Here is a 26,629-nt window from a genome sequence, read left to right as displayed (position 1 = left end):
ACTGGAATGCCAAAAAACATTTCCGGGAGATTCATCACAGAAAAAAACGCGGGTATTCGTCATTTTGGTATGCCACTAACAAGGAAGATCATGATGATTACAGGACTACCGATCTTACATCTCTGAGGATTGATCATGTCTTTACAGGACCGCCTTATCGATTCCCTGGGCAGCTTCGCCACCCGCTTTAACAGTTATCGCTACATCATGGCGATTAAAGCCTCGTTCATTACACTGATGCCGGTAATCATTGTTGGCGCCTTCTCGGTATTGATTTCTAACATGGTGCTGGACAGCAAAAATGGCCTTGCCAGCTTTGCCGCTCTGGCTTTCTTAGCTGACCTCAAGCCCATCACCAGCAGTATCAATTACGCCACGCTCAGCTTTCTTAACATTGGTGCGTTGTTCCTGATTGGTATTGAGCTTGGGCGCATCAACGGTATAAAAACGCTGTTTCCCGGTCTGCTGGCAATCATCTGCTTTATATCGGTGACGCCGACCACCTTACAGATGATGGTCGATGGGCAGATGCATCTGGTCACCGATGTGCTGGCCAAACAATTCTCCGATACCAAGAGCCTGTTTCTCGGCATGTTTATCGCCATTCTGTCGGTAGAGATCTACTGCCGCCTTGAACAGGTTGAGCGGCTGAAAATCAAAATGCCCGACACTGTGCCGCCCAATGTGGCCGCCTCATTCTCTGCGCTTATCCCCTCAATTATTACTGTGACGCTGGTAGCGACCTTTGGCTTTATCTTCCATCGCGTTACCGGCATGTACCTCTACGACGCGGTATACCAGGTGGTGCAGCAGCCGCTGGAGTCGGTGGTGCAGAGTCTGTGGGGCATTCTGATTCTGATGTTCGTTGCCCAGCTGTTCTGGGTGATTGGTATTCACGGCAACCAGATGGTGAAACCGATTCGTGAGCCACTGTTGCTGGGCGCAATTCTGGTCAACATGACCGCTTTTGAGCAGGGAAAAGAGGCACCGAACATCATCACCATGCCGTTCTGGGATGTCTATATGAGCATCGGCGGCTCCGGCCTGACCATCGGGCTACTCACTGCCGTAATGCTGGCGACGCGACGCAAAGAGATGCGTGAAATTGCCAAACTGTCGTTCGGCCCAGGCATTTTCAATATCAACGAACCGGTTATATTTGGTATGCCGATTATGCTTAACCCGATTCTGGCTATCCCTTTCATCATCACACCGCTGGTGACAGGTTCTATTGGCTACTTCGCGACGGTGATGGGCTTTGCCGGGAAAGCCGTGGTGATGGTGCCCTGGACCACGCCTCCGATTATCAATGCCTGGCTTTCAACGGCTGGATCGATGGGCGCAGTGGTGACGCAGATCGTCTGCATTCTGGTGTCAGTACTCATCTATCTGCCCTTTGTGAAAGTCGCAGCCCGCCGCGCGGATGCAGCGGAAGCAAAGAGCCTGCAACCTGAGCTGAACCCCAACCGAACGGAGGTGTTATGAGTCGTCAGACTGTCCACATACCTGAGAATTTCATTCTGGGGGCTGCTGCCTCCGCCTGGCAGACGGAAGGCTGGAGCGGAAAAAAGCCGGGCCAGGACTCCTGGCCTGACGCCTGGTATCAGCAGGATCGTCACGTCTGGCACAACGGCTATGGCCCGGCGGTTGCCACTGACTTTATCAATCGCTTTAGTGAAGATGTGGCGCTAATGAAGGCCAGCGGGCTGACCCACTACCGGACTTCCATTAACTGGTCGCGTTTCCTGATTGATTATGAAACCGCCACGGTCGATGAGGAATATGCCGCTTACTATGACCGGCTGATTGATGAAATGCAGCGTCAGGGCATTGAACTGATGCTTTGTCTGGAGCATTACGAGCTGCCAGCCTTGCTGCTTGAGCAATATGGAGGCTGGCAGTCAAAGCATGTGGTTGAACTGTTTATTCGTTATGTCGAACAGGTTTTTAAACGTTATGCCGGTCGGGTCACACGCTGGTTTGTGTTTAATGAGCCCATTGTGGTGCAGACCCGCGTCTATCTCGACGCGCTGCGCTGGCCTTATGAGCAGAACACGCATAAATGGATGCAGTGGAACCACCATAAAAATCTCGCGACTGCCCGGGCAGTGCAGCTTTTCCGCAAGCGTGGCTATGCCGGTCGCATTGGTACCATTCTTAACCCGGAGGTCACCTATCCGCGATCATCCGCCCCGCACGACCAGAAGGCGGCGCATATTTATGACCTGTTCTACAACCGGGTGTTTCTCGACCCCGCGATTAAAGGCGAGTATCCGGCGGAGCTGCTGGCGCTGCTTGATAAGCATCAGATTGAGTGGGAAACCACGCCGGAAGAGCTGGCGATTATTGCTGCCAATACCGTCGATGAGGTCGGCCTTAATCTCTACTATCCCCATCGCGTTAAGGCGCCGTCCCGCGCCTGGCATCCCGAGACACCCTTTCATCCTGCCTGGTATTACGAACACTTTGAACTGCCTGGGCGGCGGATGAATCGTTCGCGCGGCTGGGAAATTCAGCCTGAAATTATCTGGGATATGGCACAACGAATGCGCGATGAGTACGGCAATATCCCGTGGTTTGTGGCGGAAAGCGGTATGGGCATTGAGAACGAAACCCAATTCAAAGATGCCGGTGGGGAAATTCAGGACGATTACCGTATCGCGTTTATCAGCGAACACCTGCATCAGGCGATACGCGCCAGCCAGGCGGGCATTAACTGTCAGGGCTACATGCTGTGGGCGTTTACCGACAACGTCTCACCAATGAATGCCTTTAAAAACCGCTATGGTCTGATCGAAATCGACTTAGATAAGCACCGTCAGCGCCGTATGAAGAAATCTGCCCATTGGTTCCGTACGCTCCGTGACACGCAGCAATTTACCCTGTGGCTTGATGATGAGCCGAAATAACGCGAGGAAACGAGCATGAAACGAATTGTTCTGGCCTGTGCTGCGGGCATGTCGACCTCAATGGTGGTCACGCGGATGGAAAAAGAGGTCGCCGCTCGCGGACTGGCATTTCAGATCTACGCTATTCCGGAGCAAAACCTGCGTGAAGAGCTGCAAAACTACGGCAGCGAGGTGGCGGTGGTGCTGCTCGGGCCTCAGGTGCGCTTCAAACTGGAGGAGAACAGAAAACTCACTGACAGCTATCAGTTGCCTATCGCGGTAATCGATACGGTTGCTTACGGCACGCTGAATGGTGCAAAGGTACTCGATCAGGCGCTGGCTTTGATACACTGAGCCCCAGTTTGCGAGCCAGCCTCTCCGGTTCGCGGGCATTGTCGCGCAGGGAACGGCGGCAATGCCGTTAGCGCGTTGATTGCAAAGGGTAAAAGTGTGGACAAAGCCGAAGCGCCGCAAGAAAAAAAGCAGTACCAGGAAATTGGTCAGCACCTGCGTCAGCAGATCAGTGACGGACACTATCCGGTGGGATCGCGCCTGCCGCCTGAACGTCAGCTGGCTGAAACCTGGGGCGTCAGCCGGACCATCGTGCGCGAGGCATTATTGATGCTTGAGCTGGAAGGTACGGTGGATATCCGTCAGAGCTCCGGCGTCTATGTAATGCGTATTCCTTCCGCCAGTGATGATGAAGAAGAGGCCTTTTTCCGCAGCGACGTAGGCCCGTTTGAAATGCTACAGGCGCGTCAGTTGCTGGAGAGCAATATTGCCGCCTTTGCCGCAAAAATGGCGACTAAAGCGGACATTGAAAATCTGCGACGTACGCTGGAACAGGAGCAACGTGCCATCGCCGCCAACGACAGCAGTCAGGACAACGACAAATTGTTTCATCTGCTGCTGGCGGGTGCGAGTCAGAATCAGATGCTGCTCGATACCGTTACCAGTATCTGGCGGCATCACGACAGCAGCCCGCTCTGGCAGCAGCTGCGCCCGCAGTTTGAAACCCGCGCCTATCGCCTGAAGTGGCTCGGCGATCACCAGACTATCCTGGCTGCTCTGCGTCGGCGCGATGTGATGGGGGCCTGGCAGTCGACCTGGCAGCACCTTGAGAATGTCAAAAATACGCTGCTGGAGCTTTCCGACGCCGATGCGCCTGATTTTGATGGCTACCTGTTTGATTCAGTCCCGATCTTTCAGGGGAAACTGATGTGATTGAGATTGTCTCGCTCAGTGATGCCCCACAGTTTGCCGATCAGATTATTGACTGGCAGTGGCGCGCATTTGGTGAAGCCAGTAGCCACGCGTTCTTTGCCAGTGTGGTGAACAGCAGCCTGAACGGTGCTGACTTCCCCGTAACCTTTGTCGCTCTGGAGGCGGGCAGGGCGGTCGGCACCGCGGGATTCTGGCGCTGCGACCTGATCAGCCGTCAGGATCTTTTCCCGTGGCTGGCGGCGCTCTATGTTGATGAGTCGTCGCGCGGCAAAGGTGTCAGCGAGGCGCTGCAGCAGCATGTCATTGCTTATGCACAGGCACGGGGCTATCCACGGTTGTGGCTCTGGTCAACGTTTGAGGGCTACTACGAACGGTCTGGCTGGCTGCCCCAGGGAGAGGCGCTGGAGTATCCGGATAAACCAGTAAAACTCTATTATCTCGATCTGTAAAAGAGGCCAGCCGCCAGGGCGGCAGCTGGCAAAGACACACTTATGGCGCCGGATAGGTATAGCGACGATGAATCGCCTCAATGCCTTCCAGAATCTCGGCATTTAAGGTCAGATTGAAACTGTCGATATTAATCTGCAGCTGTTCAAGCGTGGTGGCACCCAGCAGTGTGCTGGCCACAAACGGCTGCTGACGCACATAGGCTAAAGCCATCTGCGATGGGTCAATCTGATGCTGTTGCGCTAACGCCACATATTCTGCAACGGCCTGCTGTGACTGCTCGCCGCTGTAGCGGGTAAAGCGGCTGAACAACGTGTTACGTGCGCCCGCAGGCTGCGCGCCATTCAGGTATTTGCCACTTAGCGTACCAAACGCCAGGCTGGAATAGGCCAGCAGTTCCACGCCTTCATGCTGGCTGATTTCGGCCAGACCCACTTCAAAGCTGCGGTTCAGCAGGCTGTAGGGGTTCTGAATGCTGACAATGCGCGGCAGCTCATGCTTCTCTGCCAGTTGCAGATAACGCATCACGCCCCATGCCGTTTCATTCGACACGCCAATATAACGAATCTTACCGGCGCGCACCTGTTCGGCCAGCGCTTCCAGCGTCTCCAGCAGTGTGACCTGTGCTGTGGTTTCGCTGTACTGATAGCCAAGCTTGCCAAAAAAGTTGGTCTGACGCTGAGGCCAGTGCAGCTGGTAAAGATCAAGGTAGTCGGTATTCAGGCGCTTCAGACTGGCATCGAGCGCGGCACGGATATTTTTACGGTCCAGCGCCATATCCGGGCGAATGGACGCATCATTGCCGCGCGACGGTCCGGCGACTTTACTGGCCAGAATGATTTTGTCGCGGCTGCCGCGCTGTTTGAGCCAGCTGCCAATATATTGTTCGGTCAGACCCTGGGTTTCCGGGCGCGGTGGCACTGGATACATCTCGGCAGTATCAATAAAGTTGATGCCGGAACGGAGTGCTAAATCCAGTTGAGCATGGGCGTCGGCTTCGCTGTTCTGTTCGCCAAACGTCATGGTACCCAATCCCAGCTGACTCACTTCCAGCGTGCTGTGAGGAATACGATGATAGTGCATTGCCAGCTTCCTTTTCTTTATGGAATGGAATGTTGTGTTCTCAGGGACTATAGCGCGAGCAATGGCGGGGAAGGAAGGGGGAAAAGTCGGGGAAATCGCCTGCCAGCGGGGAATTGATGGCAGGCGATTAAACAGGGCACTTAACGTTCAATGATTGTTGAAACCTCATCGCTGTTAATCTGCACCATGTGACCCGTCTGATCTGTGTACTCAACCAGACCGGTCTCTTTATCAATGCTTGGCTTACCTTCGGTCATAATCATACGACCATCTTTAGTCGCCATGACATAATCAGAACTGCATCCACTTAAGAATGCTGCGGTTACCATCACCAGTGCTACTCCTGCCAACCCTTTCATCACGCCTTATCCTCACAAATGGTCACGTGCAAACAGTGTAGTAATAAATGTTTTTGCCGGCAGGGTTAATCGCAGAAATCTGAAAGTAACCGGGCGAGCAGGCTCGCCCTTGACTTTATCAGGCGTGCTTTTTCTTACTGCGCATCAGGTTAAGACACTCAACCGCCATCGAGAAGAACATCGCGAAATAAATGTAACCTTTTGGTACATGGACCGCAAAACTCTCCAGAATCAGGGTAAAACCGACCAGAATCAGGAAGGAGAGGGCCAGCATTTTCACCGACGGATGGCGTTCAACAAACTCACCAATGGCGCGCGCGGCGAACATCATCATCAGCACCGCAATGACGACGGCTGCCATCATAATGAACAGATGATCGGAGAGGCCGATAGCGGTGATAACAGAGTCGAGACTGAAAATAATGTCGAGCATCATAATCTGTACAATCGCGCCGAGGAACGAATGAACGCGGGTGTTATGTTCGCCTTCACTGCCTTCGATCGTTTCATGGATCTCCATGCTCGATTTCCACAGCAGGAACAGTCCACCAAACAGCAGAATCAGATCGCGCGCTGAAAACGCATGATCCATCAGCGTAAACAGCGGATTAGTCAGACGGGCAACCCACGCAATAGAGGCCAGCAGGCCAAGACGCATCAGCATCGCGCCCATCAGACCAATGCGACGTGCGCTGGCTTGCTGGTGCTTTGGCAGTTTAGCGACCACCAGCGACAGGAAAATGATGTTATCAATACCCAGCACCACCTCAAGGATGGTCAGGGTGCCCAGCGCCAGCCAGGCGTTGGGATCAGCAATCCACTCAAACATACCGACATTCAATCCTAAACGAAAAGTAAACGGCGATTATACGCATTCAATTCACCGATCTCCCACAAAATTGCGATTGCTCAGCGCGAGTGGCGCGATTCACAGGAGAAAATGCCGCGCCAGCAGTGGCCCGGTGAAGCTTTTTTTAAGGTAGAAGCCGCGCGGCAAGGTCATAATTGGCTGGCCCTGATCGCCAATACCTTCTGTCAGCGCCTTACTGTTGGCGGCTTTCGGGCGGATTTGCAACCAGGCACCATGCCGTGCGGTAATCTGCTCAACGCGTCCCAGTACAATCATATCCATCAACTCTTCCCAGTCCTGACGCAGCATCTCATCTTCTTCTGCATCCGGGCTCCATAACAGCGGCGCGCCCACACGACGTTCCCGCAGCGGAATCTCACGCCCACCTTCAACCGGAATCCACAACACCCTCGCCAGTTTATGGCGCACATGACTGGTGAGCCAGGTGACGCCGCTGTTGCCGGTCAGCGGGGCGACGCAGACAAAGGTGGTTTCCAGCGGTTTTCCCTGCGCATCAATCGGGATGGTTTTCAGTTCGATACCCAGATGGGCAAAGTCCTGTTCCGCTTTGCTGCCCGCGCTGGCACCAAGATGTAACTCCAGCAGCATGCCGACCCAGCCTTTATCACGTTTAAGATCCGCAGGCATGGTTAGCCCGGCGCGAGCGGCCAGCGTTTCCAGTGTTAAGCCGGCTAAATCCTGCGCACGCGCCAGCAGGCTGGCTTCATCTTCAGGTGGTCCTGGCAGGTAACTCATGTTGATAACTCGCAATGATTAAAATTTATACAGTTGAGGGTGAGGAAATCCTTTCACTAAAATTCACCGCATCAGGGATCGATAATAACATGATAGATCGCACTTTTTTTAACGGATAACCCTTGCGCCATCATGAGACAGGCATTGTTATCCCAGCTTACGCGCAACAATGAACAGGATCTCCATCCCGGTTATCCACAGAAAAATGGGATAACCCCCGTATTGGTGCGGTACTGGTTCCATTTACAGCCTTGACTTTTCTTTGTCTGAGCATAATTTCGCCGCTCTGACCTAACCCTGAGCGATTATCTGTGGATAAAAAAGAGTGTGGTTATCTTTTAATCAATTGTCAGTTGTCGCGAGAATATTGGCAGTTTAGGAAAGTCTCAGGGAGAGCCAGAATGATTTATTTTCATTAAATATCATAATGATGCGTTGCTGGTTCTTTTGAGTCATTCTGCGAGCAGTGAAAATGTTATTCAGTTAACTCCCGCGTTCTGCACAAAGCTATCCACAGAAAAAGTGAATAAGATTGATCTTTTTCACGCTGTTTGTTTATAACTTTGCCGTTTTCTGTGAGTTATCCCGCATTTGATGGTCTGATACCCCATGAATCCAGTGGTTTACCGCCTGTAAGGAGTGTGAAACAATCAGCCCATTCAAATTTTGCTTTGAGGTAGTCCGGTGATCGATGATGATGGCTACCGCCCGAATGTTGGTATCGTAATCTGTAACCGGCAGGGACAAGTGTTATGGGCCAGGCGCTTTGGACAGCACTCCTGGCAATTTCCTCAGGGAGGCATCAATCCCGGTGAAACCGCAGAACAGGCGATGTATCGCGAACTGTTCGAAGAAGTCGGATTGCATCGGAAAGATGTTCGAATACTTGCTTCTACCCGCAACTGGTTACGTTACAAGTTGCCAAAACGTTTGGTGCGTTGGGACACAAAGCCGGTATGTATCGGCCAGAAACAAAAGTGGTTTCTTCTGCAGTTAATGTGTAATGACGCGGATATCAATGTGCAGCGCAGCAGCACGCCTGAATTTGATGGCTGGCGCTGGGTCAGCTTCTGGTATCCGGTGCGTCAGGTTGTCTCCTTCAAGCGCGATGTTTATCGTCGGGTAATGAAGGAATTCGCTGGCGTGGTGATGTCTATGCAGGAGAGTGCGGGGCAGCGAAATAATCCTGCCCATCGTCGTAAGAGAGGATAGGCCACGCCCTTTATGCTCACTCAGTTGCGTGAAATTGTAGAAAAAGTGGCGAGTGCGCCGCGTCTCAATGAAGCACTCGACATCCTGGTCAATGAAATCTGTCTGGCGATGGATACGGAAGTCTGTTCCGTTTACCTCGCCGACCAGGACCGTCGCTGCTATTACCTGATGGCGACGCGCGGACTCAAAAAACCGCGTGGCCGCACCGTAACGCTGGCTTTTGACGAGGGTATCGTCGGTTTAGTGGGCCGTCTGGCCGAACCGATTAACCTTGCTGACGCCCAAAGCCATCCCAGCTTCAAATATATCCCCGCAGTGAAAGAGGAGCGCTATCGCTCCTTCCTCGGTGTGCCTGTTATCAGCCGCCGCCAGCTCCTTGGCGTGCTGGTGGTGCAGCAGCGCGAACACCGTCAGTTTGATGAAAGCGAAGAGTCATTTCTGGTCACGCTGGCTACGCAGATGGCGGCTTTGCTGTCGCAATCTCAAATGGGCCAACTGTTTGGCCAGTTCCGACAGACCCGGGTGCGTGCGATTGCGGCAGCGCCTGGCGTGGCGGTAGCACCAGGCTGGGTCGATGAGACGCAGCCACTGCTTGATCAGGTCTCAGCCGCCTCAACGCTGGATGTTCATCGTGAACGTGAGCGTCTGTCGCTCGCCATGAGCGAAGCAACCAATGAATTTCGCCGTTTCAGCAAACGTTTCAGCGCCAGCGCACAAAAAGAGAGCGCGGCCATTTTCGATCTCTACTCTCACCTGTTAACCGATGCCCGTCTGAAGAAAGATCTGTTCGATGAGATCGAGCGCGGATCGGTTGCGGAATGGGCGGTGAAACAGGTGATCGAGAAGTTTGCTGAACAGTTCGCCAGCCTGACTGACAACTACCTGCGTGAACGTGCAGGCGATCTGCGGGGACTGGGCCAGCGTCTGCTGTTCCACCTCGATGACACCCTGGTCGGCACCAATGCCTGGCCGGAACGCTTTGTGCTGGTGGCCGATGAGCTGACCGCCACGACCTTAGCTGAGCTGCCGCAGGAGCGGCTGGCGGGCGTAGTGGTGCGTGACGGTGCAGCCAACTCCCATGCGGCGATCCTGACCCGCGCGATGGGGATCCCGACAGTCATGGGCGCTGACATCCAGCCTCATCAGCTCAACAAACGCCTGCTGATCGTCGACGGTTATCGCGGTGAGCTGCTGATCGATCCTGAGCCGGTGCTGGTCCAGGAGTATCAGCGGCTGATCAGCGAAGAGAACGCGCTGAGCAAAATGGCGGAAGGCGTGGTCGATCAGCCGGGTGAGCTGAAAAGTGGCGAGCGCGTGCAGGTGATGCTCAACGCTGGCTTAAGCCCGGAACATGAGCAGACGGTGGGCGACTGGGTGGATGGCATCGGTCTCTACCGCACCGAAATCCCGTTTATGCTGCAGAATGGCTTCCCGTCGGAAGAGGAGCAGGTGGCTCAGTATCAGGGTATGTTGCAGCTGTTTCGCAACAAGCCAGTGACGCTGCGAACGCTGGATGTGGGTGCCGATAAACAGCTGCCTTACATGCCGATCAGTGAAGAGAATCCCTGCCTGGGCTGGCGCGGCATTCGCCTGACGCTGGATCAGCCGGAAATCTTCCTGGTGCAGGTACGCGCAATGCTGCGCGCCAACGCCGCCTCTGGCAACCTCAGTATTCTGCTGCCGATGATCAGTCATATCGACGAAATCGATGATGCAAAAGAGCTGATCGATCGCGCCGGTCGCGAAGTGGAAGAGATGCTGGGCTTCCCGATTCCCAGACCGCGTATCGGGATCATGATCGAAGTGCCGTCGATGCTGTTTATGATCCCGCATCTGGCGTCACGCGTCGATTTTGTCTCGGTCGGCACCAACGACCTGACGCAGTATCTGCTGGCGGTGGACCGCAATAACACCCGTGTTGCAAACCTTTATGACTCGCTGCATCCGGCGATGCTGCGCGCGCTGAATGCGATTGCACAGGAAGCCCGCCTGGCCAATCTGGAATTGTGCCTGTGTGGTGAAATGGCGGGCGATCCGATGTGTGTCGCACTGCTGGTTGGCCTGGGGTATCACCATCTCAGCATGAACGGTAAAAACGTACCGCGCGTTAAATACCTGCTGCGCCATCTGGATCACGAAGAAGCGCAGAAGCTCAGCGAGCAGGGGATGAAGGCCGACACCGCCACGGAAGTGCGCCATCTGGTCTCGGCCTTTATGGAGCGGCGTGGATTAGGCGGGCTGATTCGCGGTGGTCGTTAGTACCACACCGGCTCAGGCTTTGCGCGTTATCCGCCTTTACATTTGCAAGACAATTCAGAAAACCGGCTGTGCTATTATGCGCAGCCTTAATTTATGTGCCTGACAACGCCCCTTTTCAGGGTTGAAAAATAGACGGTGAATGATGAATAACGGCTATATTGCATTTCCGCAGTTCGATCCAGTGATCTTCTCGCTCGGACCGGTTTCGCTTCACTGGTACGGTCTGATGTATCTGGTGGGCTTTGTTTTCGCCATGTGGCTGGCTGTACGTCGTGCCAATCAGCCTGGCAGCGGCTGGAAAAAAGAGGAAGTTGAGAATCTGCTTTATGCAGGTTTCCTGGGTGTATTCCTGGGCGGACGTATCGGCTATGTGCTTTTCTACAACTTACCGCTGTTTCTGGAAAATCCACTCTATCTGTTTAAAGTCTGGGATGGCGGCATGTCGTTCCACGGTGGCCTGATCGGGGTGATTGTGGTGATGCTGGTCTTTGCCCGCCGTACCAAACGACATTTCTTCCAGGTTGCTGATTTCATTGCGCCGCTGATCCCGTTTGGTCTGGGTGCTGGTCGTCTCGGTAACTTCATTAACGGCGAGCTCTGGGGCCGTGTCGATCCGGGCTTCCGTTACGCTATGCTGTTCCCGGGCTCTCGCAGCGAAGATGTCGCGCTGGCCGCCACCAATCCACAATATCAGGCGCTGCTCAACACCTATGGCGTACTGCCGCGTCATCCTTCCCAGCTCTATGAACTGGCGCTGGAAGGCGTGGTGCTGTTCATCATCCTGAACCTGTTTATCCGTAAGCCACGCCCGATGGGTAGCGTCTCTGGCCTGTTCCTGATTGGTTACGGCGCTTTCCGTATTATCGTTGAGTTCTTCCGCCAGCCGGATGCCCAGCTTGGCCTGTTTGAAGGCGGAATCAGTATGGGACAGATCCTCTCTGTGCCAATGATTGTTGCCGGTATTATTATGATGATCTGGGCGTATCGTCGTCGCCCGCAGCCACAATTTCGCGAGGAAAAATGAAACAGTATCTGGATTTAATGCAACATGTGCTGCACGAAGGCACACCAAAAGCTGACCGTACCGGCACCGGTACGCTTTCAATTTTTGGCCACCAGATGCGTTTCAATCTGCAGGATGGTTTTCCGCTGGTCACCACCAAAAAATGCCATATCCGCTCCATTATTCATGAGCTGCTGTGGTTTCTGAAAGGTGACACCAACATCGCTTATCTCAGGGAAAACAAGGTCTCAATCTGGGATGAGTGGGCGGATGAGAACGGCGATCTCGGCCCGGTCTATGGTAAGCAGTGGCGTAGCTGGGGAACAGCCAGCGGTCAGGAAATTGACCAGTTAAGTCAGGTGATGGAGCAGCTAAAGCGCGATCCTGACTCTCGCCGGATTATCGTGTCAGCCTGGAACGTCGGTGAACTCAGTGAGATGGCGCTGGCTCCCTGCCACGCGTTCTTCCAGTTCTACGTGGCGGACGGCAAGCTCTCCTGCCAGCTTTATCAGCGCTCGTGCGATATCTTCCTGGGCCTGCCGTTTAACATTGCCAGCTATGCGCTGCTGGTGCATATGGTGGCGCAGCAGTGCGATCTGCAGGTGGGCGATTTCGTCTGGACCGGCGGTGATACGCACCTCTACAGCAACCATCTGGAACAGGCGCGTCTGCAGCTGACTCGTGAGCCACGTCCGCTGCCAAAACTTGTTATCAAACGCAAACCGGCATCACTGTTTGATTATCAGTTCGACGATTTCGAGATTGAAGGCTACGATCCCCATCCTGCGATCAAAGCCCCTGTCGCTGTCTGATTTGCGATAGATAGAAAATAACGCCCTGGCAACCTCGCCGGGGCTTTTTTTTGCCTGCAAACCGGCAAATCTGCGGCACCGCTCGTTCTTTTTTGCCACTGTCTGCTGATGGGGCATATTCTCTGCAATGCGCTTTCCAGTCTGCTACAACACGCCTTGTTTCACCTTTTTGTACCCCGCACTCTGCGGTGATGAAAACAGCATACTTACGTGGTTTTACTCTGCCGGAACTGCTGCTGGTGATGGTCATTGCTGGCATGCTGAGTCTTGCCGCGATGAATGGCTGGCAGCGCTGGCAACAGCGGCAGGCGCTACTTGACAGCGCTCAGCAACTGCAGGGATTCCTGCTACGGCTGCGCGCCCAGGCCAACCGGCAGAATAGCGACCTGGTGCTATGGTCACAGCCTGGCGAGCCCTGGTGTATCGGTGCCGGAAGCCGCCCTGTGACGGGTTGCGGTCACGGGAAACGGCTGCATTTCATCGCGCCGCACCCGGATGTTGTGCTCTATGGCATCCGGGGTGAACCGGGTTTCTATGGCCGCCGCAATGTCGCCAGAGCGGGCAGCATTGAACTGGGAAATCGCGCCGGACGCATACGTCTGATTATCTCAGCCAGAGCCCGTATTCGCCTCTGCATGATCGATGAGGAAACATGCCGTTGAAAATCGCAGGATTCAGCCTGCTGGAGATGCTGATCGCCATGGCAATCAGCGCCGTCATCATGCTCAGTGTTGGCCGTTTTCTGCCATTGCTGCTGGCAGAGAACGCTGGCGTGCTGCAACGGGCACAGCTGCGTCAGGAGTTACAGCAGATGATGGCAACGGGGGAAAGTCGGTGCGGCGTGCGGGTTACTGTCACGGTGAATGTGCCAGGGAGGCACTGAAAATCAGTGAAAATTGCCTGCTGCTGCGCTGGGATGAAAACAGCAACGGTCAATGGGAAGGGGTGAGCCATGCAGAAAGTGACTATTACGGTTATCGCCTGCGACAACAGCAGCTTGAGATGCAGCGTGGTGTTGAGCAGTGTCAGTCAGCAGGCTGGGAGCGGCTCTCCGATCCCGCGTTTATGACGCTGGAGCAGTTCAGCGTGAGCCAGCAGGGCAGGCAGGTCAGGATAGTGTTGCAGGGTCGGGCTGGTCGCTGGCTTGAAACCGTGGAGAGCTGGATTGAGGGAGAGAACCTGTGAAGCAGCGAGGCAGCAGCGCCATGGGCATGGTGTTAATGATTATGGTCATCGGGAGTTTTACGCTGCACGCCAGCCGAAAGATGTCAGAGCAGGGAATGCGACTGCTGGCCGATGAGCAGCAGTTTGTGCAGGATTTCTGGCGGGCGCAGTCGGCGCTGCAATGGGGTTTATCCCTGAACTGGCCAGCCAGTGAGGCGGCCCGCTGTCAGCAGGATGATCGCCAGGGCTGGCGCAGCTGTTTACAACGAGGAGAAAAGGATGAAGGTCTGCTTAAAGGTGAGGCAAGCGGCAGTGGCATGGCGGTCTGGCATTGGGTCCGGCTACAGGGCAATCAGATTACCGCGTTGCCGCATGGCTGGATCGACTATTGCCCGCTCACGCCTCTGGCAGCCTGTTTGTAAGCGCGATGGATTCAGCCTGCCGGAAGTGTTGTTTGCTCTGCTGTTAATGGCATTAAGCAGCAGCACCCTGTTGCACTATCATCGCGCACTGGCAGTGGGATTCAGCCAGCAATGGTATCAGCGTGAGGCATGGCGGGTTGCTGAGCAACGTCTGGCAGGGCATGAAGTGGCAGGCTGGAAATCCACGCTGCAAGAGCAGAGCAGTCCCTCAGGCTGCACTCTGGAGCGGGCTGACGTAACGGGGCCTTATCAGCGTAGTGCCAGCCTGACACGCCTGCGTTGTTAAACGTCGCGGGTCGCCCTTTTGATGGGTTTCAACGGCGATACGCGGTAAAGTGAGAGTGCCGCAATACCGCAGTCATGTTCTGAGTTATCACAGGAGTTTTCATGTTTCACGTTTATCACTCAAATCAGCTTGATGTTCTGAAAATTCTGGCGGCTGCGGTGATTAAACATGATCCTCTTGATGATCCTTTCGCCTCAGAAATGGTGCTGGTGCAGAGCCCGGGGATGGCGCAGTGGCTGCAAATGGAGCTGGCGCAAACCTTTGGTATTGCGGCCAATATCGAATTCCCGCTGCCTGCCAGTTTTATCTGGGAGATGTTCGTCCGCGTTCTGCCTGATGTTCCGGTTGAAAGTGCCTTCAGTAAGGCCAGCATGGGCTGGAAGCTGATGCACCGGCTGCCGGTGATGCTGGAGCAGGAAGAGTTCACCTCTTTACGCCACTATCTCCATGACGACGGGGATAAGCGAAAGCTGTTTCAGCTCAGCGCCCGCGTAGCCGATCTGTTCGACCAGTATCTGGTCTATCGCGCCGACTGGCTCAATAGCTGGGAGCGTGGCGAAACCATTGAGGGGCTGGGCGAGGCGCAGCGCTGGCAGGCCGCACTGTGGCGCGATCTGGTGAGTTATACCCAGGCGCTGGGGCAGCCTGAATGGCACCGTGCCAACCTCTATTCACGATTTATCCAGACGCTTGAGCAGGCGAAAAGCACGCCGGAAAATCTGCCCAAACGCGTCTTCATCTGTGGCATCTCTGCGCTGCCGCCGGTTTACCTGCAGGCGTTGCAGGCGCTGGGACGGCACATCGACATCCATCTGCTGTTCACCAATCCCTGCCGCGATTACTGGGGCGACATTCAGGACTATGCGTTTCTGGCAAAACTGCAAAGCCGTCAGCGCCGGCGTCATGGTGCTGATGAATCTCGCGGACTCTTCCGGGATGCAGAGCAGGCACCCGCGCTGTTTAACGACGCGGGTGAACAGCAGCTGACCAATCCGTTGCTCGCCTCATGGGGCAAGCTGGGGCGCGATAACCTGTTTCTGCTCAGTCAGATGGACTCTAACGACGATATCGATGCGTTTGTGGATGTCGAGCCAGACAACCTGCTGCACTGCATGCAGCACGATCTTCTCAATCTGCAGGATAACGCCGTTATCGGCTTGAATGCGGCGGAACTGGCGCACAGCGATCAGAAGCGCTGCCTGGATCCGGCGGATCGCTCAATTGCGGTGCAGGTCTGTCACAGTGCGCAGCGTGAAGTTGAAGTATTGCAGGATCATCTGCTGGCGATGATGGAGGCCGATCCGACGCTGAAAGCGCGTGACATCATCGTCATGGTGGCGGATATCGACGCCTACGCCCCGTTTATTCAGGCTGTGTTCGCCAACGCACCTGCCGATCGCTATCTGCCGTTTGCCATTTCAGATCGCCGTGCCAGTCAGGCGCATCCTGCCATTGTCGCGTTTCTTCATCTGTTAGCACTGCCGGACAGCCGTTTTGTCTCAGAGGATGTACTGGCGCTGCTGGATGTTCCGGCGCTGGCCTCCCACTTCGCCATTGATGAAAGCGGTCTGCGCTTACTGCGGCGCTGGGTCAGCGAATCGGGTGTGCGCTGGGGGCTGGATGATGCCAGTGTTGAAGCCCTTTCACTTCCTGTCACCGGGCAGCACACCTGGCGTTTTGGCCTGCAGCGTATGCTGCTGGGCTATGCGATGGAGAGCCACAATGGAGACTGGGAGGGGATTCTGCCTTATGACGAGTCGGGTGGTCTGGCAGGCGAACTGGCGGGCCATCTGGCAGAGCTGCTCTCCCGGCTTAATCACTGGCGACAGCGGCTGGCTGAACCGCGGCCACTGGCGGCCTGGCTGCCCCTGTGCCGGGAACTGCTGAACGCCTTTTTCAGCCCCGATGCAGAAACCGAGGCCGCCTTGCTGCTGGTGGAAGAGCAGTGGCAGCAATTGATTGAATATGGCATGGATGCACGGTTTAAAGAGGCGATTCCGGTGGCGCTGTTGCGCGATGATCTGCGTAGCCGGCTTGATCAGCAACGCATCAGCCAGCGATTCCTGGCAGGACAGATTAACTTCTGTACCCTGATGCCGATGCGCTCCATCCCTTTTCAGCTGGTCTGTTTGCTGGGCATGAATGACGGCGTCTATCCGCGCACCCTGGCGCCATTAGGCTTTGATCTGATGCAGCAACAGTCCCGCAAAGGCGATCGCAGTCGCCGCGATGATGACCGCTACCTCTTCCTGGAAGCGATGATTTCGGCACAGCGGCAGCTCTATATCAGCTATATCGGCCGGGCGATTCAGGATAATACGGAACGCTACCCTTCGGTGCTGGTCACAGAATTACTGGAGTACATCGGACAAAGTTTTTATCTGGACGGTGATGGGCACCTTGAGCTGGATGAGAGTGCTGAACGGGTGCGGATGCATTTGCAGCACCTGCACAGCCGGATGCCCTTTGCTGCGGAGAACTTTAAGCCGGCGGCCAGAATGCAGAGTTTCGCGCGTGAATGGCTGCCTGCCGCGCAGGGGATGGGGCAGCCCCAGCCCGATTTTGTTCAGCCACTTGAGGCGCCGGTAACGGATGCGCTGACACTGGAGGCGCTTCTGCGCTTCTGGCGGCATCCGGTGCGTGCCTGGTTTCATCAGCGGCTTGGCGTGAGCTTCTGGCTGGAGGAGGACGAACTGCCCGACAGCGAGCCGTTTGCGCTCGACAACCTGGAACGTTATCAGATCAACGCACAATTGCTGAATGCTCTGGTCGAAGGCGAGGATACGCAGCGGCTCTATACATACCATCGTGCGGCCGGCAATCTGCCTTATGGCGCCTTCGGTGAGCTGTTCTGGCAGGCGCAGCGTGATGAGATGCAGGAAGTGGCGGCAGAAGTCGTGACGCAACGCAGCGACGGCGAGAGCTGGGAAGTGAATCTGCAACTTGAGCAGGTCAGCTTAACCGGCTGGCTGACACAGGTGCAGGGTGATGGATTACTGCGCTGGCGACCTGGCGTGCTCAATATAAACGACGGACTGCTGCTCTGGCTGGAGCACCTGGTTTACTGCGCGCTTGGAGGCACCGGCAGCAGCCGGATGTTTGGCCGGCAGCAAAGCCGCTGGTGTTTCCTTGCCGTATCGCAACAAGAGGCGATCGCTGCCCTGAATGAGTATGTCGCTGGCTATCTTTCCGGTATGCGTCAGCCGCTGATGCTGCTTAACAGGAGCGGCGGCGCATGGCTCACCGCCAGCTACGACAAAAAAAGTCAGCAGTTGCTGACTGATGAGGCGACTCAGCTCAAGGCGCGCAATCGCCTGCTGACGGCCTGGTCTGGCAACTATCAGGTTGAGGGTGAAGGCAGCGATCCCTATCTGCAACGTCTTTGCCGGGTACTGGATGTGCCACAATTACAACAGATAACTGAGGCGGCACAGCGCTGGTATTTACCGGTGCTGGCTGCACATCAGGATGATGAATAGCCATCAGAAAGCGTTTTGCTAACTGATTCATTACACAGCAATTTTGCTCTGCTTTGAGCCGCCGCGTCCGATATTGGCGGCTTATCGGGAAATGAAAGGGGTTTACATGCGGGTACACGCACGCTGGATAGCGGCGCTAATGTTAAGCCTGGTGGCTTGCACGGCACAGGCGCAGACATCTTCAGGCTGGCAGCCAGTTAACGACACCATTCACAAAAGTGAACAGGATCCTCGTCATTATCAGGCTATCCGGCTGGACAACGGGATGACGGTATTACTGGTTTCCGATCCTGTGGCGCCGAAATCGCTGGCGGCGCTGACGCTGCCGATAGGATCGCTGGACGATCCCGATCAGCAGGCGGGGCTGGCGCACTACCTTGAGCATATGGTGCTGATGGGCTCAAAACATTATCCGCAACCCGACAATCTGGCTGAATTCCTGAAAAAGCATGGCGGCAGCCACAACGCCAGCACGGCCTCTTACCGCACCGCTTTTTATCTGGAAGTGGAAAACGATTCGCTGGAGCCTGCGGTGGATCGCCTGGCGGATGCCGTGGCCGAGCCGCTGCTGGATCCGGTTAATGCCGACCGTGAGCGCCATGCTGTGAATGCGGAGCTGACCATGGCCCGCTCGCGTGATGGCCTGCGTATGGCACAGGTCGGTGCTGAAACCCTGAACCCGGCACATCCGGCATCACGTTTCTCGGGCGGCAATCTTGAAACCCTGAAAGATAAACCCGGCAGCAAACTGCACCAGGCGCTGCTCGATTTTTACCATACTCATTACTCCGCCAACCTGATGAAGGCGGTGATCTACAGCAATAAACCGCTGCCGGAAATGGCGTCAATTGCAGCTAAAACCTTTGGGCGGGTACAAAATCATAATGCCAGCGTGCCAGACATTACGGTGCCGGTGGTGACCGATGCCCAGCAGGGCGTCATTATTCATTACGTTCCTGCACAGCCGCGCAAGCAGCTTAAAATTGAGTTCCGCATTGCCAACAACAGCGATCGCTTCCGCAGTAAAACCGACACGCTGATTAGCTACTTAATCAGTAATCGCAGTAAAAACACGCTCACCGACTGGCTGCAAAAACAGGGACTGGCCGATGGAGTGAATGCAGGCGCGGACCCAATGACCGAGCGTAATAGCGGCGTGTTTGCTATTACCGTCTCACTCACGGATAAAGGCCTGGCACAGCGTGATGAAGTGGTGGCGGCGATCTTCAGCTACATCAATCTGCTGCGTCAGCAGGGCGATGATAAGCGTTATTTCGACGAAGTTTCACACGTGCTGGCACTCGACTTCCGCTACCCCTCTATTACCCGCGATATGGATTATATTGAATGGCTGGTTGATACCATGCTGCGCGTGCCGGTGGAAGATACGCTGGATGCACCTTATCTGGCGGATCAGTACGATGCCGCGGCGATCAAATCCCGGCTTGAAGAGATGACCCCGCAGCATGCGCGAATCTGGTACATCAGTCCGCAGGAGCCGCACAATAAAACCGCCTATTTTGTGGAAGCGCCTTATCAGGTTGAGAAGATCACGCCACAAACGTTTGCCGACTGGCAGCAGCGCGCCAGTCAGATTTCGCTGGCGATGCCGGTGCTGAACCCCTATATCCCGGATGACTTCACCCTGTTGCCATCAGACGGTAAAACGTATCAGCATCCGGTGAAGCTGGATAACGAAGATAGTATGCGCATTTACTGGATGCCCAGCCGCTATTATGCCAGCGAGCCCAAAGCGGCCATAACCCTCGCGTTACGTAACCGGCATGCTATCAGCGATGCCCGTCAGCAGGTGCTGTTTGGCCTCAATGACTACCTCTCAAGTCTGGCACTGGACACGTTAAACTCACAGGCCTCGGTGGGCGGCATCAGCTTCTCAACTGGTGAGGATGACGGGCTGGTGTTCAGCGCCAGTGGCTTTACTCAGCGCCTGCCGACGCTGCTGAAGAAACTGGTAGAAGGTTATGCCACCTTCCAGCCGACAGAACAGCAGCTGGCGCAGGCTAAATCCTGGTATCTGGAGCGGCTGGACGCGGCGGAGAAAGGCAAGGCGTTTGAACAGGCGATTCAGCCGATGCAGTTGCTCTCACAGTTGCCTTATACCCAGCGCGAAACCCGTCGCAAGCTGGTGAGCACGCTCACACTGAAGGATGTAACGACCTATCGCGACTCGCTGTTCCGCGACGCGACCCCGGAGATGCTGGTGGTGGGTAATCTCAGTGCTGACAGCGTGACGCAGCTGGGACATGAGCTTAAACAGCAGGTGCAGAGTAATGCGACCCGCGACTGGCACAGCCAGTATGTGGCCATTAAAAAACCGCTGAAAGCCAACCTGCAACAGCAGGGCAGCAGCACTGACTCCGCCCTTGCCGCGCTCTATGTTCCACTGGGATACAGCGAATATCAGAGCATGGCGCACAGTTCTATGCTGAGTCAGATTGTGCAGCCCTGGTTCTACAATCAGTTGCGCACCAAAGAACAGCTCGGTTATGCCGTCTTTGCCTTCCAGATGCCAGTGGGCCGTCAGTGGGGCATCGGTTTCCTGCTGCAGAGTAATAGCAAGCAACCGGGCTGGCTATTGCAGCGCTATCAGGCCTTCTATCCGCAGGCAGAAAAGCGTCTTCGCAGCATGAGTCAGGCAGACTTTGTTCAGTATCAGCAAGCGATGATCAATGATTTGCAGCAGCGTCCTCAGACGCTCTTTGAGGAAGCGGACCGTTATAGCCGCGACTTTGATCGACAGAATGATCTGTTTAACACCCGGCAAAAAATGGCCGAGCAGGTGGCGCGGTTAACCCCGGCCAGCCTGGCTGACTTTTTCCGGCAGGCGGTGATCGAACACAAGGGCATGGTGATGACGTCACAGATTGCCGGCACCGGCAACGGCAAGGTTGAATTTGCCCGCCAGCCTGGCTGGAAAACCTGGAAAGAACTGGCGAAACTGCAGCAGTCGCTGCCGGTTAAGAGTGAGACCCAATGACGCAGTTACCGCCCGTATCGCTGAATCCCTTAACGCTGCCGCTCAGAGGCGAGCGGCTGATTGAGGCATCAGCAGGCACCGGAAAAACCTTTACCATTGGTCTGCTCTATCTGCGCCTGCTGCTGGGGCTGGGCGGCGAAAACGCGTATAGCCGGCCACTCTCGGTAGAAGAAATTTTAGTGGTGACCTTCACCGAGGCCGCGACGGCGGAGTTACGCGGCCGCATCCGCGAAAATATTCATCAGCTGCGGCTGGCCTGTATTCGCGGCGAAAGCCGCAATCCGATGCACCAGTTGCTGCTGGCGCAGATGCCCGATCTGAGTCAGGCCGCTGCGCAGCTGCTGGCGGCCGAACGCCAGATGGATGAAGCCGCCATCTTCACCATTCACGGCTTCTGTCAGCGAATGCTGAATCTCAACGCGTTTGAATCGGGCATGCTATTCGAGCAGGAGTTGATAGAAGATGAACAGGCACTGCTCAAGCAGTCCACTGCCGATTTCTGGCGGCGTCAGTGCTATCCACTCAGTCTGGATGTGGCACGGATTATCGCCGCAGAGTGGAGCGGACCCGACAGCCTGCTGACGACACTGCGCCCCTGGCTACAGGGTGAGTCGCCAGTGCTCAAACGGCCGCCCGCTGCCGATGAGGATCTGGCGTCACGTCACGCCCGCAATCTGGCGCGCATCAACGCCATGAAGCAGCAGTGGCAGGCGCTGAGCGCCGATGTTGAAGGGATGATCAGCGCATCTGGCGTTGATAAGCGTAGCTATAGCAGTAAACACCTGCCCAACTGGGTCGCCCGCGTCACGCAGTGGGCCAGCAGCGAAACGCGTGATTATCAGTTGCCTAAAGAGCTGGAGCGTTTTGGACAGCAGGTGCTTGATGAGAAAACGAAAAAGGGTGAAGCACCGCGCCATTCGCTGTTTGAGGCTGTTGATCAGTTTCTGGCAGAACCGCTGTCGCTGCGGGATGTGATCATTGCGCAGGCGCTGACCGATGTACGAGCCACAGTTCAGCGCGAGAAACGGTTACGTGCGCTGTTAGGTTTCGATGACCTGCTCAGTAAGCTGGATGAAGCGTTGCAGCAGCCGGGCGGCGTGTTGCTGGCTGAAACTATCCGGGCGCGTTTCCCGGTGGCACTGATTGATGAATTTCAGGATACCGATCCACAGCAGTATCGCATCTTCCGTACGCTCTACATTAATCAGCCAGAACAGGCACTGTTTCTGATCGGTGACCCCAAGCAGGCCATCTATGCGTTTCGCGGTGCGGATATTTTTACCTACTTGCGGGCCAGAAACGAAGTCAGTGCTCACTACACACTTGATACTAACTGGCGTTCTTCACCTGAGATGGTCGAGAGCGTCAATCGCCTCTTTTCTCAGATCGATTCGCCTTTTCTGTTTTCGGCGATCCCCTTTCAGCCGGTAATGCCCGCTGCGCCCAACCAGTCACTGAAGCTGATTTTTGACGAGCAGCAGCAACCGGCGTTACGGTTCTGGCTGCAGCCCGGTGAGGGCGTCGGCAACAGCGATTACCAGCAGTTTATGGCGCAACAGTGTGCGGCGGATATCAGCCGCTGGCTGGTGGCCGGACAGCAGGGACGTGCCTGCCTGGGCAAAGGCGACGCGCTACAGCCAGTGCGGGCTTCTGATATTACCGTGCTGGTGCGCAGTCGCAATGAGGCCGGTTTGATCCGCGACGCGCTGAATGCGTTGTCAATTCCCTCGGTCTATCTCTCCAGCCGGGACAGCGTTTACACCACGCCGGAAGCGCGCGAATTACTCTGGTTACTTCAGGCGATTCAGGCTCCTGAACAGGAACGGCTGCTGCGTAGCGCACTGGCCACCTCTATTTTTGCTATTGATGCCGCGACGCTGGATGCGCTGACACAGAATGAACGCGAGTGGGATGCGCTGGTGGAGCAGTTTGCCGTCTGGCAGCAGTTGTGGCACCAGCGCGGCGTGTTACCGATGCTGCGTGATGTCATGATCAAGCGGCAGCTGGCGGAAAATATGCTGGCCTCGGAGAACGGGGAACGTCGCCTGACGGACCTGATGCATCTGGGTGAACTGCTGCAGGAAGCTTCAGTACAGCTGGAGAGTCCTCACGCCCTGGTGCGTTTTCTGGCGCAGCAGATTGCCCGACCAAACAGCCAGGCCGCCAGCCAGCAGCTGCGTCTGGAAAGCGACCGCCATCTGGTGCAAATCGTCACCATCCACAAATCGAAAGGGCTGCAGTATCCCCTGGTATGGCTGCCGTTTGCTGCCGGATTCCGCGAGGCGGCCAGCGCGCTTTATCACGATCGTGACAACTTCATGGCGCTGCTTGATGTGCAGGGCGATGCACAGAGTCTGGCGTTAGCCGAAGAGGAGCGTCTGGCGGAAGATTTGCGTCTGCTCTATGTGGCGCTGACCCGCTCAATCTATCACTGCAGCGTCGGCATTGCACCGCTGATTAAAGGCACGCGAAAAAAAGAGGGCGAAAGCGATCTGCACAAAAGCGCGCTCGGGTATCTGGTGCAGCAGGGTGAGGCGGCGGATGCGCAGCAGCTCAGCCAGAAACTGAATGCGCTGACCGGTGAGGGGATTGCGCTGGTTGAAGCCGATCTGATGCCGGGAGAAAGGTGGCAGGACGCTGAGCACGGCAATGAGGTATTGAGCAGTCGCGACGTGACCCGCGCACTGGCGGATGCCTGGCGGGTCACCAGCTATTCCGGCCTGCAACAGCATCACAGCTCGTCACTTCTTGATGCATTGCCAAACTTCGATATTGATGCGGCGGGCGAGGACGAGAGTGGTGAAGAGGCTGCATTGACACCGCACCATTTTCCGCGCGGTGCGGCGCCGGGCACCTTCCTGCACGGTTTGTTTGAGTCGATCGACTTTACCGAACTGCCGGATCGCGTCTGGCTGGAGGATCAGCTGCAGCATAATGGCTATCCGTCAGACTGGTTACCGGTCCTGGAACAGTGGATTGAGCGGGTATTGCATACGCCGCTTAACGCGGAAGGGCTGACGCTATCGGCAATTAAAAGCAGCGAACGACTGATCGAAATGGAGTTCTATTTGCCGATCAACAATCTGCTGACGGCGGCCGATCTTGACGATCTGCTGCGCCAGCACGACAGCCTCTCTCTGCAGGCCGCCCCGCTGGATTTTCGTCAGGTGCGCGGCATGCTCAAGGGTTTTATCGATCTGGTATTCCGCTGGCAGGGAAAATATTATCTGCTCGATTACAAATCGAACTGGCTGGGCGATAGCCATGCCGCTTACACACCCGAGGCGATGGCGCAGGCCATGATCGGCCACCGTTATGATCTGCAATACCAGCTCTATACGCTGGCGCTGCATCGCTATCTGCAACATCGCCTGCCGGACTACCACTATGAGCAACATTTTGGCGGCGTCTTTTATCTGTTTTTACGCGGGATGGACGGCAGCTCGCCGGACAACGGCATTTTTGCCACCCGACCTGACGAAGCCTTTGTGGAAGCGATCGATGCACTGTTTGGTGAAACCGGAGAGGTGTTATGAGTGACATGCTGAGTCTGCTGCAGCAGGCAGTAGAGAAGCGTCTCCTGCGCCCGCTCGATATTCAGTTTGCACAACTCGTGGTGCCGGAATCACAGCCTGCGCGGCTGCTCGCTGCCGCCTGCGTCAGCGCTGAGGCAGGTGAAGGGCACGTCTGTTTTCCGCTGAGCAATCTCTGTGAAGCGCACCTGTTTGCCGGACGTCAGCCTGCGCTGGCCCAGGCGATCTGGCAGGCTGCTGGCGCGCCGGATGACTGGTTATCACACTTCGCTGACTGGCCGGCGGTGAGTGATGGCAGCCGGGTGACACCACTGGTGCTCAGCAACCAGCGTTTATATCTGCATCGGCTTTGGCAAAGCGAAGGCCGCGTTGTCGATTTTTTTGCTGCCCATGAAGTGAAAACCGCGTTTGATATCCGTGCCGCAGGAGATGTCCTTAACAGCCTGTTTGACGACCAGCCAGAGAACTGGCAGAAAATTGCTGCAGCAGTGGCGCTGACCCGCAAAACAGCAGTCATTTCCGGCGGGCCAGGCACCGGCAAAACCACCACCGTAGCGAAACTGCTCGCCGCCCTGATTCGCCTGAATCCGGGCGCGCTGCGCATCCAGCTGGCGGCACCGACGGGCAAAGCCGCCGCGCGGCTGACCGAGTCGCTGGGCAGGGCACTGCAGGATCTGGCCGTCAGCGACGAAGAACGGCAGCGTTTTCCTGCCGAAGCCACTACGCTGCATCGCCTGCTGGGCGCTCAGCCGGATACCCAGCGGCTACGCTACCATGCCGGTAATCCGCTGCATCTGGATGTGCTGGTTGTCGATGAAGCGTCGATGGTCGATCTCTCAATGATGGCAAAACTGATCGCCGCGCTGCCTGCCCATGCCCGCGTGGTGTTTCTGGGCGATCGCGATCAGCTGGCCTCTGTTGAAGCCGGTGCGGTGCTGGGCGATATCTGCCGCTGCACGGAAAGCGGCTATAGCCTGGCGCGGGCAGAACAGCTCGCCCTGCTGACCGGCTGCACGTTACAGGGCAGTGATGATGCGCAGGCACCGGCAGTGCGCGACAGCATCTGCCTGCTGCAAAAGAGTTATCGGTTTGACGCCGCATCCGGCATCGGCCAGCTGGCAAAAGCGATTAATCAGGGTGATGCCGACCAGGTCAGAGCGGTGTTTGCAGCGGCCCATAAAGATGTCAGTTACCAGCCGCTGAACAGCGCAGAAGCCTATCAGGGGATGCTGGACGAAGTCGCACAGGGCTACCAGCCCTTCCTGCAGCTCATCAGGCAGCACGCACCACCCGCTGAGATCATAACCGCTTTTGGTCGTTATCAGCTGTTGTGCGCGTTACGTGACGGACCCTTTGGCGTTCAGGGTCTGAACCAGCGTATTGAGCAGCGACTGATGCAACTGCAGCGCATCCGGCGTCCTGGCATGGGTAGCCGCTGGTATGAAGGTCGTCCGGTGATGATTACCCGAAACGACAGCGCACTCGGCCTGTTTAATGGCGATATCGGCATTACGCTGCGGGATGAAGGGGGCAACCTGAAAGTCTTTTTCCCGCTACCCGATGGGTCGATCAAGGCAATTCAGCCTAGCCGGTTGCCTTCGCATGAAACCGCCTGGGTGATGACGGTGCATAAATCGCAGGGGTCGGAGTTTGATCACACCGCGCTGGTGATGCCCACGCAGTTTCTGCCGGTTCTGACCCGTGAACTGGTCTATACCGCGATTACCCGTGCGCGTAAACAACTGACTATTTACAGTGAACCTGGCGTGTTTCAGCGTGCCGTGCAGCAGCAAACGCAGCGGCGCAGCGGTCTGGTAGAGCGACTGGCGGAAACGCGCTGAGAAGAGAGGGACA

At 55.9% G+C, this 26,629-nt stretch carries 20 protein-coding genes and 1 pseudogene; 17 read left to right on the top strand and 4 right to left on the bottom strand.

Features of this window, described 5'->3' with window-relative positions:
- Nucleotides 1-135: 135 nt before the first annotated feature.
- The 5 genes from AC6I77_RS15360 to AC6I77_RS15340 all read left to right on the top strand — a co-directional run bounded on the left by AC6I77_RS15360 (nt 136) and on the right by AC6I77_RS15340 (nt 4,561).
- Nucleotides 136-1,485, top strand: a complete 1,350-nt coding sequence (locus tag AC6I77_RS15360; protein WP_497817100.1) for a PTS sugar transporter subunit IIC — start codon at nt 136-138, stop codon at nt 1,483-1,485.
- Entirely contained in the window at nt 1,482-2,909 is a 1,428-nt protein-coding gene (locus AC6I77_RS15355; RefSeq protein WP_039660749.1) for a glycoside hydrolase family 1 protein, read from the top strand. The genes AC6I77_RS15360 and AC6I77_RS15355 overlap by 4 nt, the downstream gene beginning before the upstream one ends.
- A 15-nt stretch (nt 2,910-2,924) precedes the next feature.
- A complete protein-coding gene (locus tag AC6I77_RS15350) occupies nt 2,925-3,242 on the top strand; it encodes a PTS sugar transporter subunit IIB (protein WP_003853964.1) in 318 nt (105 codons plus the stop codon).
- Between the two features lie 96 nt (nt 3,243-3,338).
- Complete coding sequence (locus AC6I77_RS15345) at nt 3,339-4,112, top strand: FCD domain-containing protein (protein ID WP_003853961.1); 774 nt, start codon at nt 3,339-3,341, stop codon at nt 4,110-4,112.
- Entirely contained in the window at nt 4,109-4,561 is a 453-nt protein-coding gene (locus tag AC6I77_RS15340; RefSeq protein ID WP_497817099.1) for a GNAT family N-acetyltransferase, read from the top strand. The genes AC6I77_RS15345 and AC6I77_RS15340 overlap by 4 nt, the downstream gene beginning before the upstream one ends.
- Before the next feature lie 40 nt (nt 4,562-4,601).
- Here AC6I77_RS15340 and AC6I77_RS15335 read toward each other — a convergent pair whose 3' ends face one another.
- The 4 genes from AC6I77_RS15335 to mutH all read right to left on the bottom strand — a co-directional run bounded on the left by AC6I77_RS15335 (nt 4,602) and on the right by mutH (nt 7,607).
- Nucleotides 4,602-5,642 (bottom strand): NADP(H)-dependent aldo-keto reductase, encoded by a 1,041-nt coding sequence (locus AC6I77_RS15335; RefSeq protein WP_003853957.1) that lies wholly within the window; start codon nt 5,640-5,642, stop codon nt 4,602-4,604.
- Nucleotides 5,643-5,782: 140 nt separating this feature from the next.
- On the bottom strand, nt 5,783-6,001 hold the full coding sequence (locus AC6I77_RS15330) for a YgdI/YgdR family lipoprotein (protein WP_003853956.1): 219 nt from the start codon (nt 5,999-6,001) through the stop codon (nt 5,783-5,785).
- Nucleotides 6,002-6,119: 118 nt separating this feature from the next.
- Entirely contained in the window at nt 6,120-6,830 is a 711-nt protein-coding gene (locus AC6I77_RS15325; RefSeq protein WP_008925658.1) for a TerC family protein, read from the bottom strand.
- A gap of 99 nt (nt 6,831-6,929) precedes the next feature.
- Nucleotides 6,930-7,607, bottom strand: coding sequence for a DNA mismatch repair endonuclease MutH (mutH, locus tag AC6I77_RS15320; protein ID WP_003853953.1), 678 nt, complete (start codon nt 7,605-7,607; stop codon nt 6,930-6,932).
- 684 nt (nt 7,608-8,291) lie between these two features.
- Here mutH and rppH point away from each other — a divergent pair.
- The 12 genes and pseudogenes from rppH to recD all read left to right on the top strand — a co-directional run bounded on the left by rppH (nt 8,292) and on the right by recD (nt 26,616).
- Entirely contained in the window at nt 8,292-8,819 is a 528-nt protein-coding gene (rppH, locus tag AC6I77_RS15315) for an RNA pyrophosphohydrolase (RefSeq protein WP_003853952.1), read from the top strand.
- A gap of 12 nt (nt 8,820-8,831) precedes the next feature.
- Nucleotides 8,832-11,078, top strand: a complete 2,247-nt coding sequence (gene ptsP / locus AC6I77_RS15310) for a phosphoenolpyruvate--protein phosphotransferase (protein ID WP_497817098.1) — start codon at nt 8,832-8,834, stop codon at nt 11,076-11,078.
- A 142-nt stretch (nt 11,079-11,220) separates the two neighbouring features.
- Nucleotides 11,221-12,102, top strand: a complete 882-nt coding sequence (gene lgt, locus AC6I77_RS15305) for a prolipoprotein diacylglyceryl transferase (RefSeq protein ID WP_003853950.1) — start codon at nt 11,221-11,223, stop codon at nt 12,100-12,102.
- Nucleotides 12,099-12,893, top strand: a complete 795-nt coding sequence (gene thyA, locus AC6I77_RS15300; protein ID WP_008925655.1) for a thymidylate synthase — start codon at nt 12,099-12,101, stop codon at nt 12,891-12,893. Before lgt ends, thyA begins: the two co-directional genes overlap by 4 nt.
- 191 nt (nt 12,894-13,084) lie before the next feature.
- Entirely contained in the window at nt 13,085-13,555 is a 471-nt protein-coding gene (locus AC6I77_RS15295) for a prepilin-type N-terminal cleavage/methylation domain-containing protein (RefSeq protein ID WP_003853948.1), read from the top strand.
- Nucleotides 13,546-14,078: pseudogene (locus AC6I77_RS15290) on the top strand (prepilin peptidase-dependent protein). The gene AC6I77_RS15295 and the pseudogene AC6I77_RS15290 overlap by 10 nt, the downstream one beginning before the upstream one ends.
- Nucleotides 14,075-14,479 carry a DUF2509 family protein gene (locus AC6I77_RS15285; RefSeq protein WP_033743127.1) on the top strand — a complete coding sequence of 135 codons (405 nt, stop codon included), beginning with the start codon at nt 14,075-14,077 and terminating at the stop codon, nt 14,477-14,479. Before AC6I77_RS15290 ends, AC6I77_RS15285 begins: the two are co-directional and overlap by 4 nt.
- Nucleotides 14,430-14,765 carry a prepilin-type N-terminal cleavage/methylation domain-containing protein gene (locus AC6I77_RS15280; RefSeq protein ID WP_008925652.1) on the top strand — a complete coding sequence of 112 codons (336 nt, stop codon included), beginning with the start codon at nt 14,430-14,432 and terminating at the stop codon, nt 14,763-14,765. Before AC6I77_RS15285 ends, AC6I77_RS15280 begins: the two co-directional genes overlap by 50 nt.
- Nucleotides 14,766-14,866: 101 nt before the next feature.
- Complete coding sequence (gene recC, locus AC6I77_RS15275; RefSeq protein ID WP_497817097.1) at nt 14,867-18,244, top strand: exodeoxyribonuclease V subunit gamma; 3,378 nt, start codon at nt 14,867-14,869, stop codon at nt 18,242-18,244.
- A 106-nt stretch (nt 18,245-18,350) separates the two neighbouring features.
- Entirely contained in the window at nt 18,351-21,242 is a 2,892-nt protein-coding gene (gene ptrA / locus AC6I77_RS15270) for a pitrilysin (protein ID WP_497817096.1), read from the top strand.
- Nucleotides 21,239-24,778, top strand: a complete 3,540-nt coding sequence (recB, locus tag AC6I77_RS15265; RefSeq protein ID WP_078804923.1) for an exodeoxyribonuclease V subunit beta — start codon at nt 21,239-21,241, stop codon at nt 24,776-24,778. The genes ptrA and recB overlap by 4 nt, the downstream gene beginning before the upstream one ends.
- On the top strand, nt 24,775-26,616 hold the full coding sequence (gene recD, locus AC6I77_RS15260) for an exodeoxyribonuclease V subunit alpha (protein ID WP_497817095.1): 1,842 nt from the start codon (nt 24,775-24,777) through the stop codon (nt 26,614-26,616). The genes recB and recD overlap by 4 nt, the downstream gene beginning before the upstream one ends.
- Nucleotides 26,617-26,629 lie beyond the last annotated feature (13 nt).

The organism is Pantoea sp. X-Soil-ISGK-259, assembly GCF_059730705.1.
This window is presented reverse-complemented; position numbering and strand designations above follow the sequence as displayed.

Coding starts and splice junctions, on each gene's coding strand:
- AC6I77_RS15360 (WP_497817100.1), top strand. CDS start 136: ATGTCTTTACAGGACCGCCTTATCGATTCCCTGGGCAGCTTCGCCACC.
- AC6I77_RS15355 (WP_039660749.1), top strand. CDS start 1,482: ATGAGTCGTCAGACTGTCCACATACCTGAGAATTTCATTCTGGGGGCT.
- AC6I77_RS15350 (WP_003853964.1), top strand. CDS start 2,925: ATGAAACGAATTGTTCTGGCCTGTGCTGCGGGCATGTCGACCTCAATG.
- AC6I77_RS15335 (WP_003853957.1), bottom strand. CDS start 5,642: ATGCACTATCATCGTATTCCTCACAGCACGCTGGAAGTGAGTCAGCTG.
- AC6I77_RS15330 (WP_003853956.1), bottom strand. CDS start 6,001: ATGAAAGGGTTGGCAGGAGTAGCACTGGTGATGGTAACCGCAGCATTC.
- AC6I77_RS15325 (WP_008925658.1), bottom strand. CDS start 6,830: ATGTTTGAGTGGATTGCTGATCCCAACGCCTGGCTGGCGCTGGGCACC.
- mutH (WP_003853953.1), bottom strand. CDS start 7,607: ATGAGTTACCTGCCAGGACCACCTGAAGATGAAGCCAGCCTGCTGGCG.
- ptsP (WP_497817098.1), top strand. CDS start 8,832: ATGCTCACTCAGTTGCGTGAAATTGTAGAAAAAGTGGCGAGTGCGCCG.
- lgt (WP_003853950.1), top strand. CDS start 11,221: ATGAATAACGGCTATATTGCATTTCCGCAGTTCGATCCAGTGATCTTC.
- thyA (WP_008925655.1), top strand. CDS start 12,099: ATGAAACAGTATCTGGATTTAATGCAACATGTGCTGCACGAAGGCACA.
- AC6I77_RS15295 (WP_003853948.1), top strand. CDS start 13,085: ATGAAAACAGCATACTTACGTGGTTTTACTCTGCCGGAACTGCTGCTG.
- AC6I77_RS15280 (WP_008925652.1), top strand. CDS start 14,430: ATGGCTGGATCGACTATTGCCCGCTCACGCCTCTGGCAGCCTGTTTGT.
- recC (WP_497817097.1), top strand. CDS start 14,867: ATGTTTCACGTTTATCACTCAAATCAGCTTGATGTTCTGAAAATTCTG.
- ptrA (WP_497817096.1), top strand. CDS start 18,351: ATGCGGGTACACGCACGCTGGATAGCGGCGCTAATGTTAAGCCTGGTG.
- recB (WP_078804923.1), top strand. CDS start 21,239: ATGACGCAGTTACCGCCCGTATCGCTGAATCCCTTAACGCTGCCGCTC.
- recD (WP_497817095.1), top strand. CDS start 24,775: ATGAGTGACATGCTGAGTCTGCTGCAGCAGGCAGTAGAGAAGCGTCTC.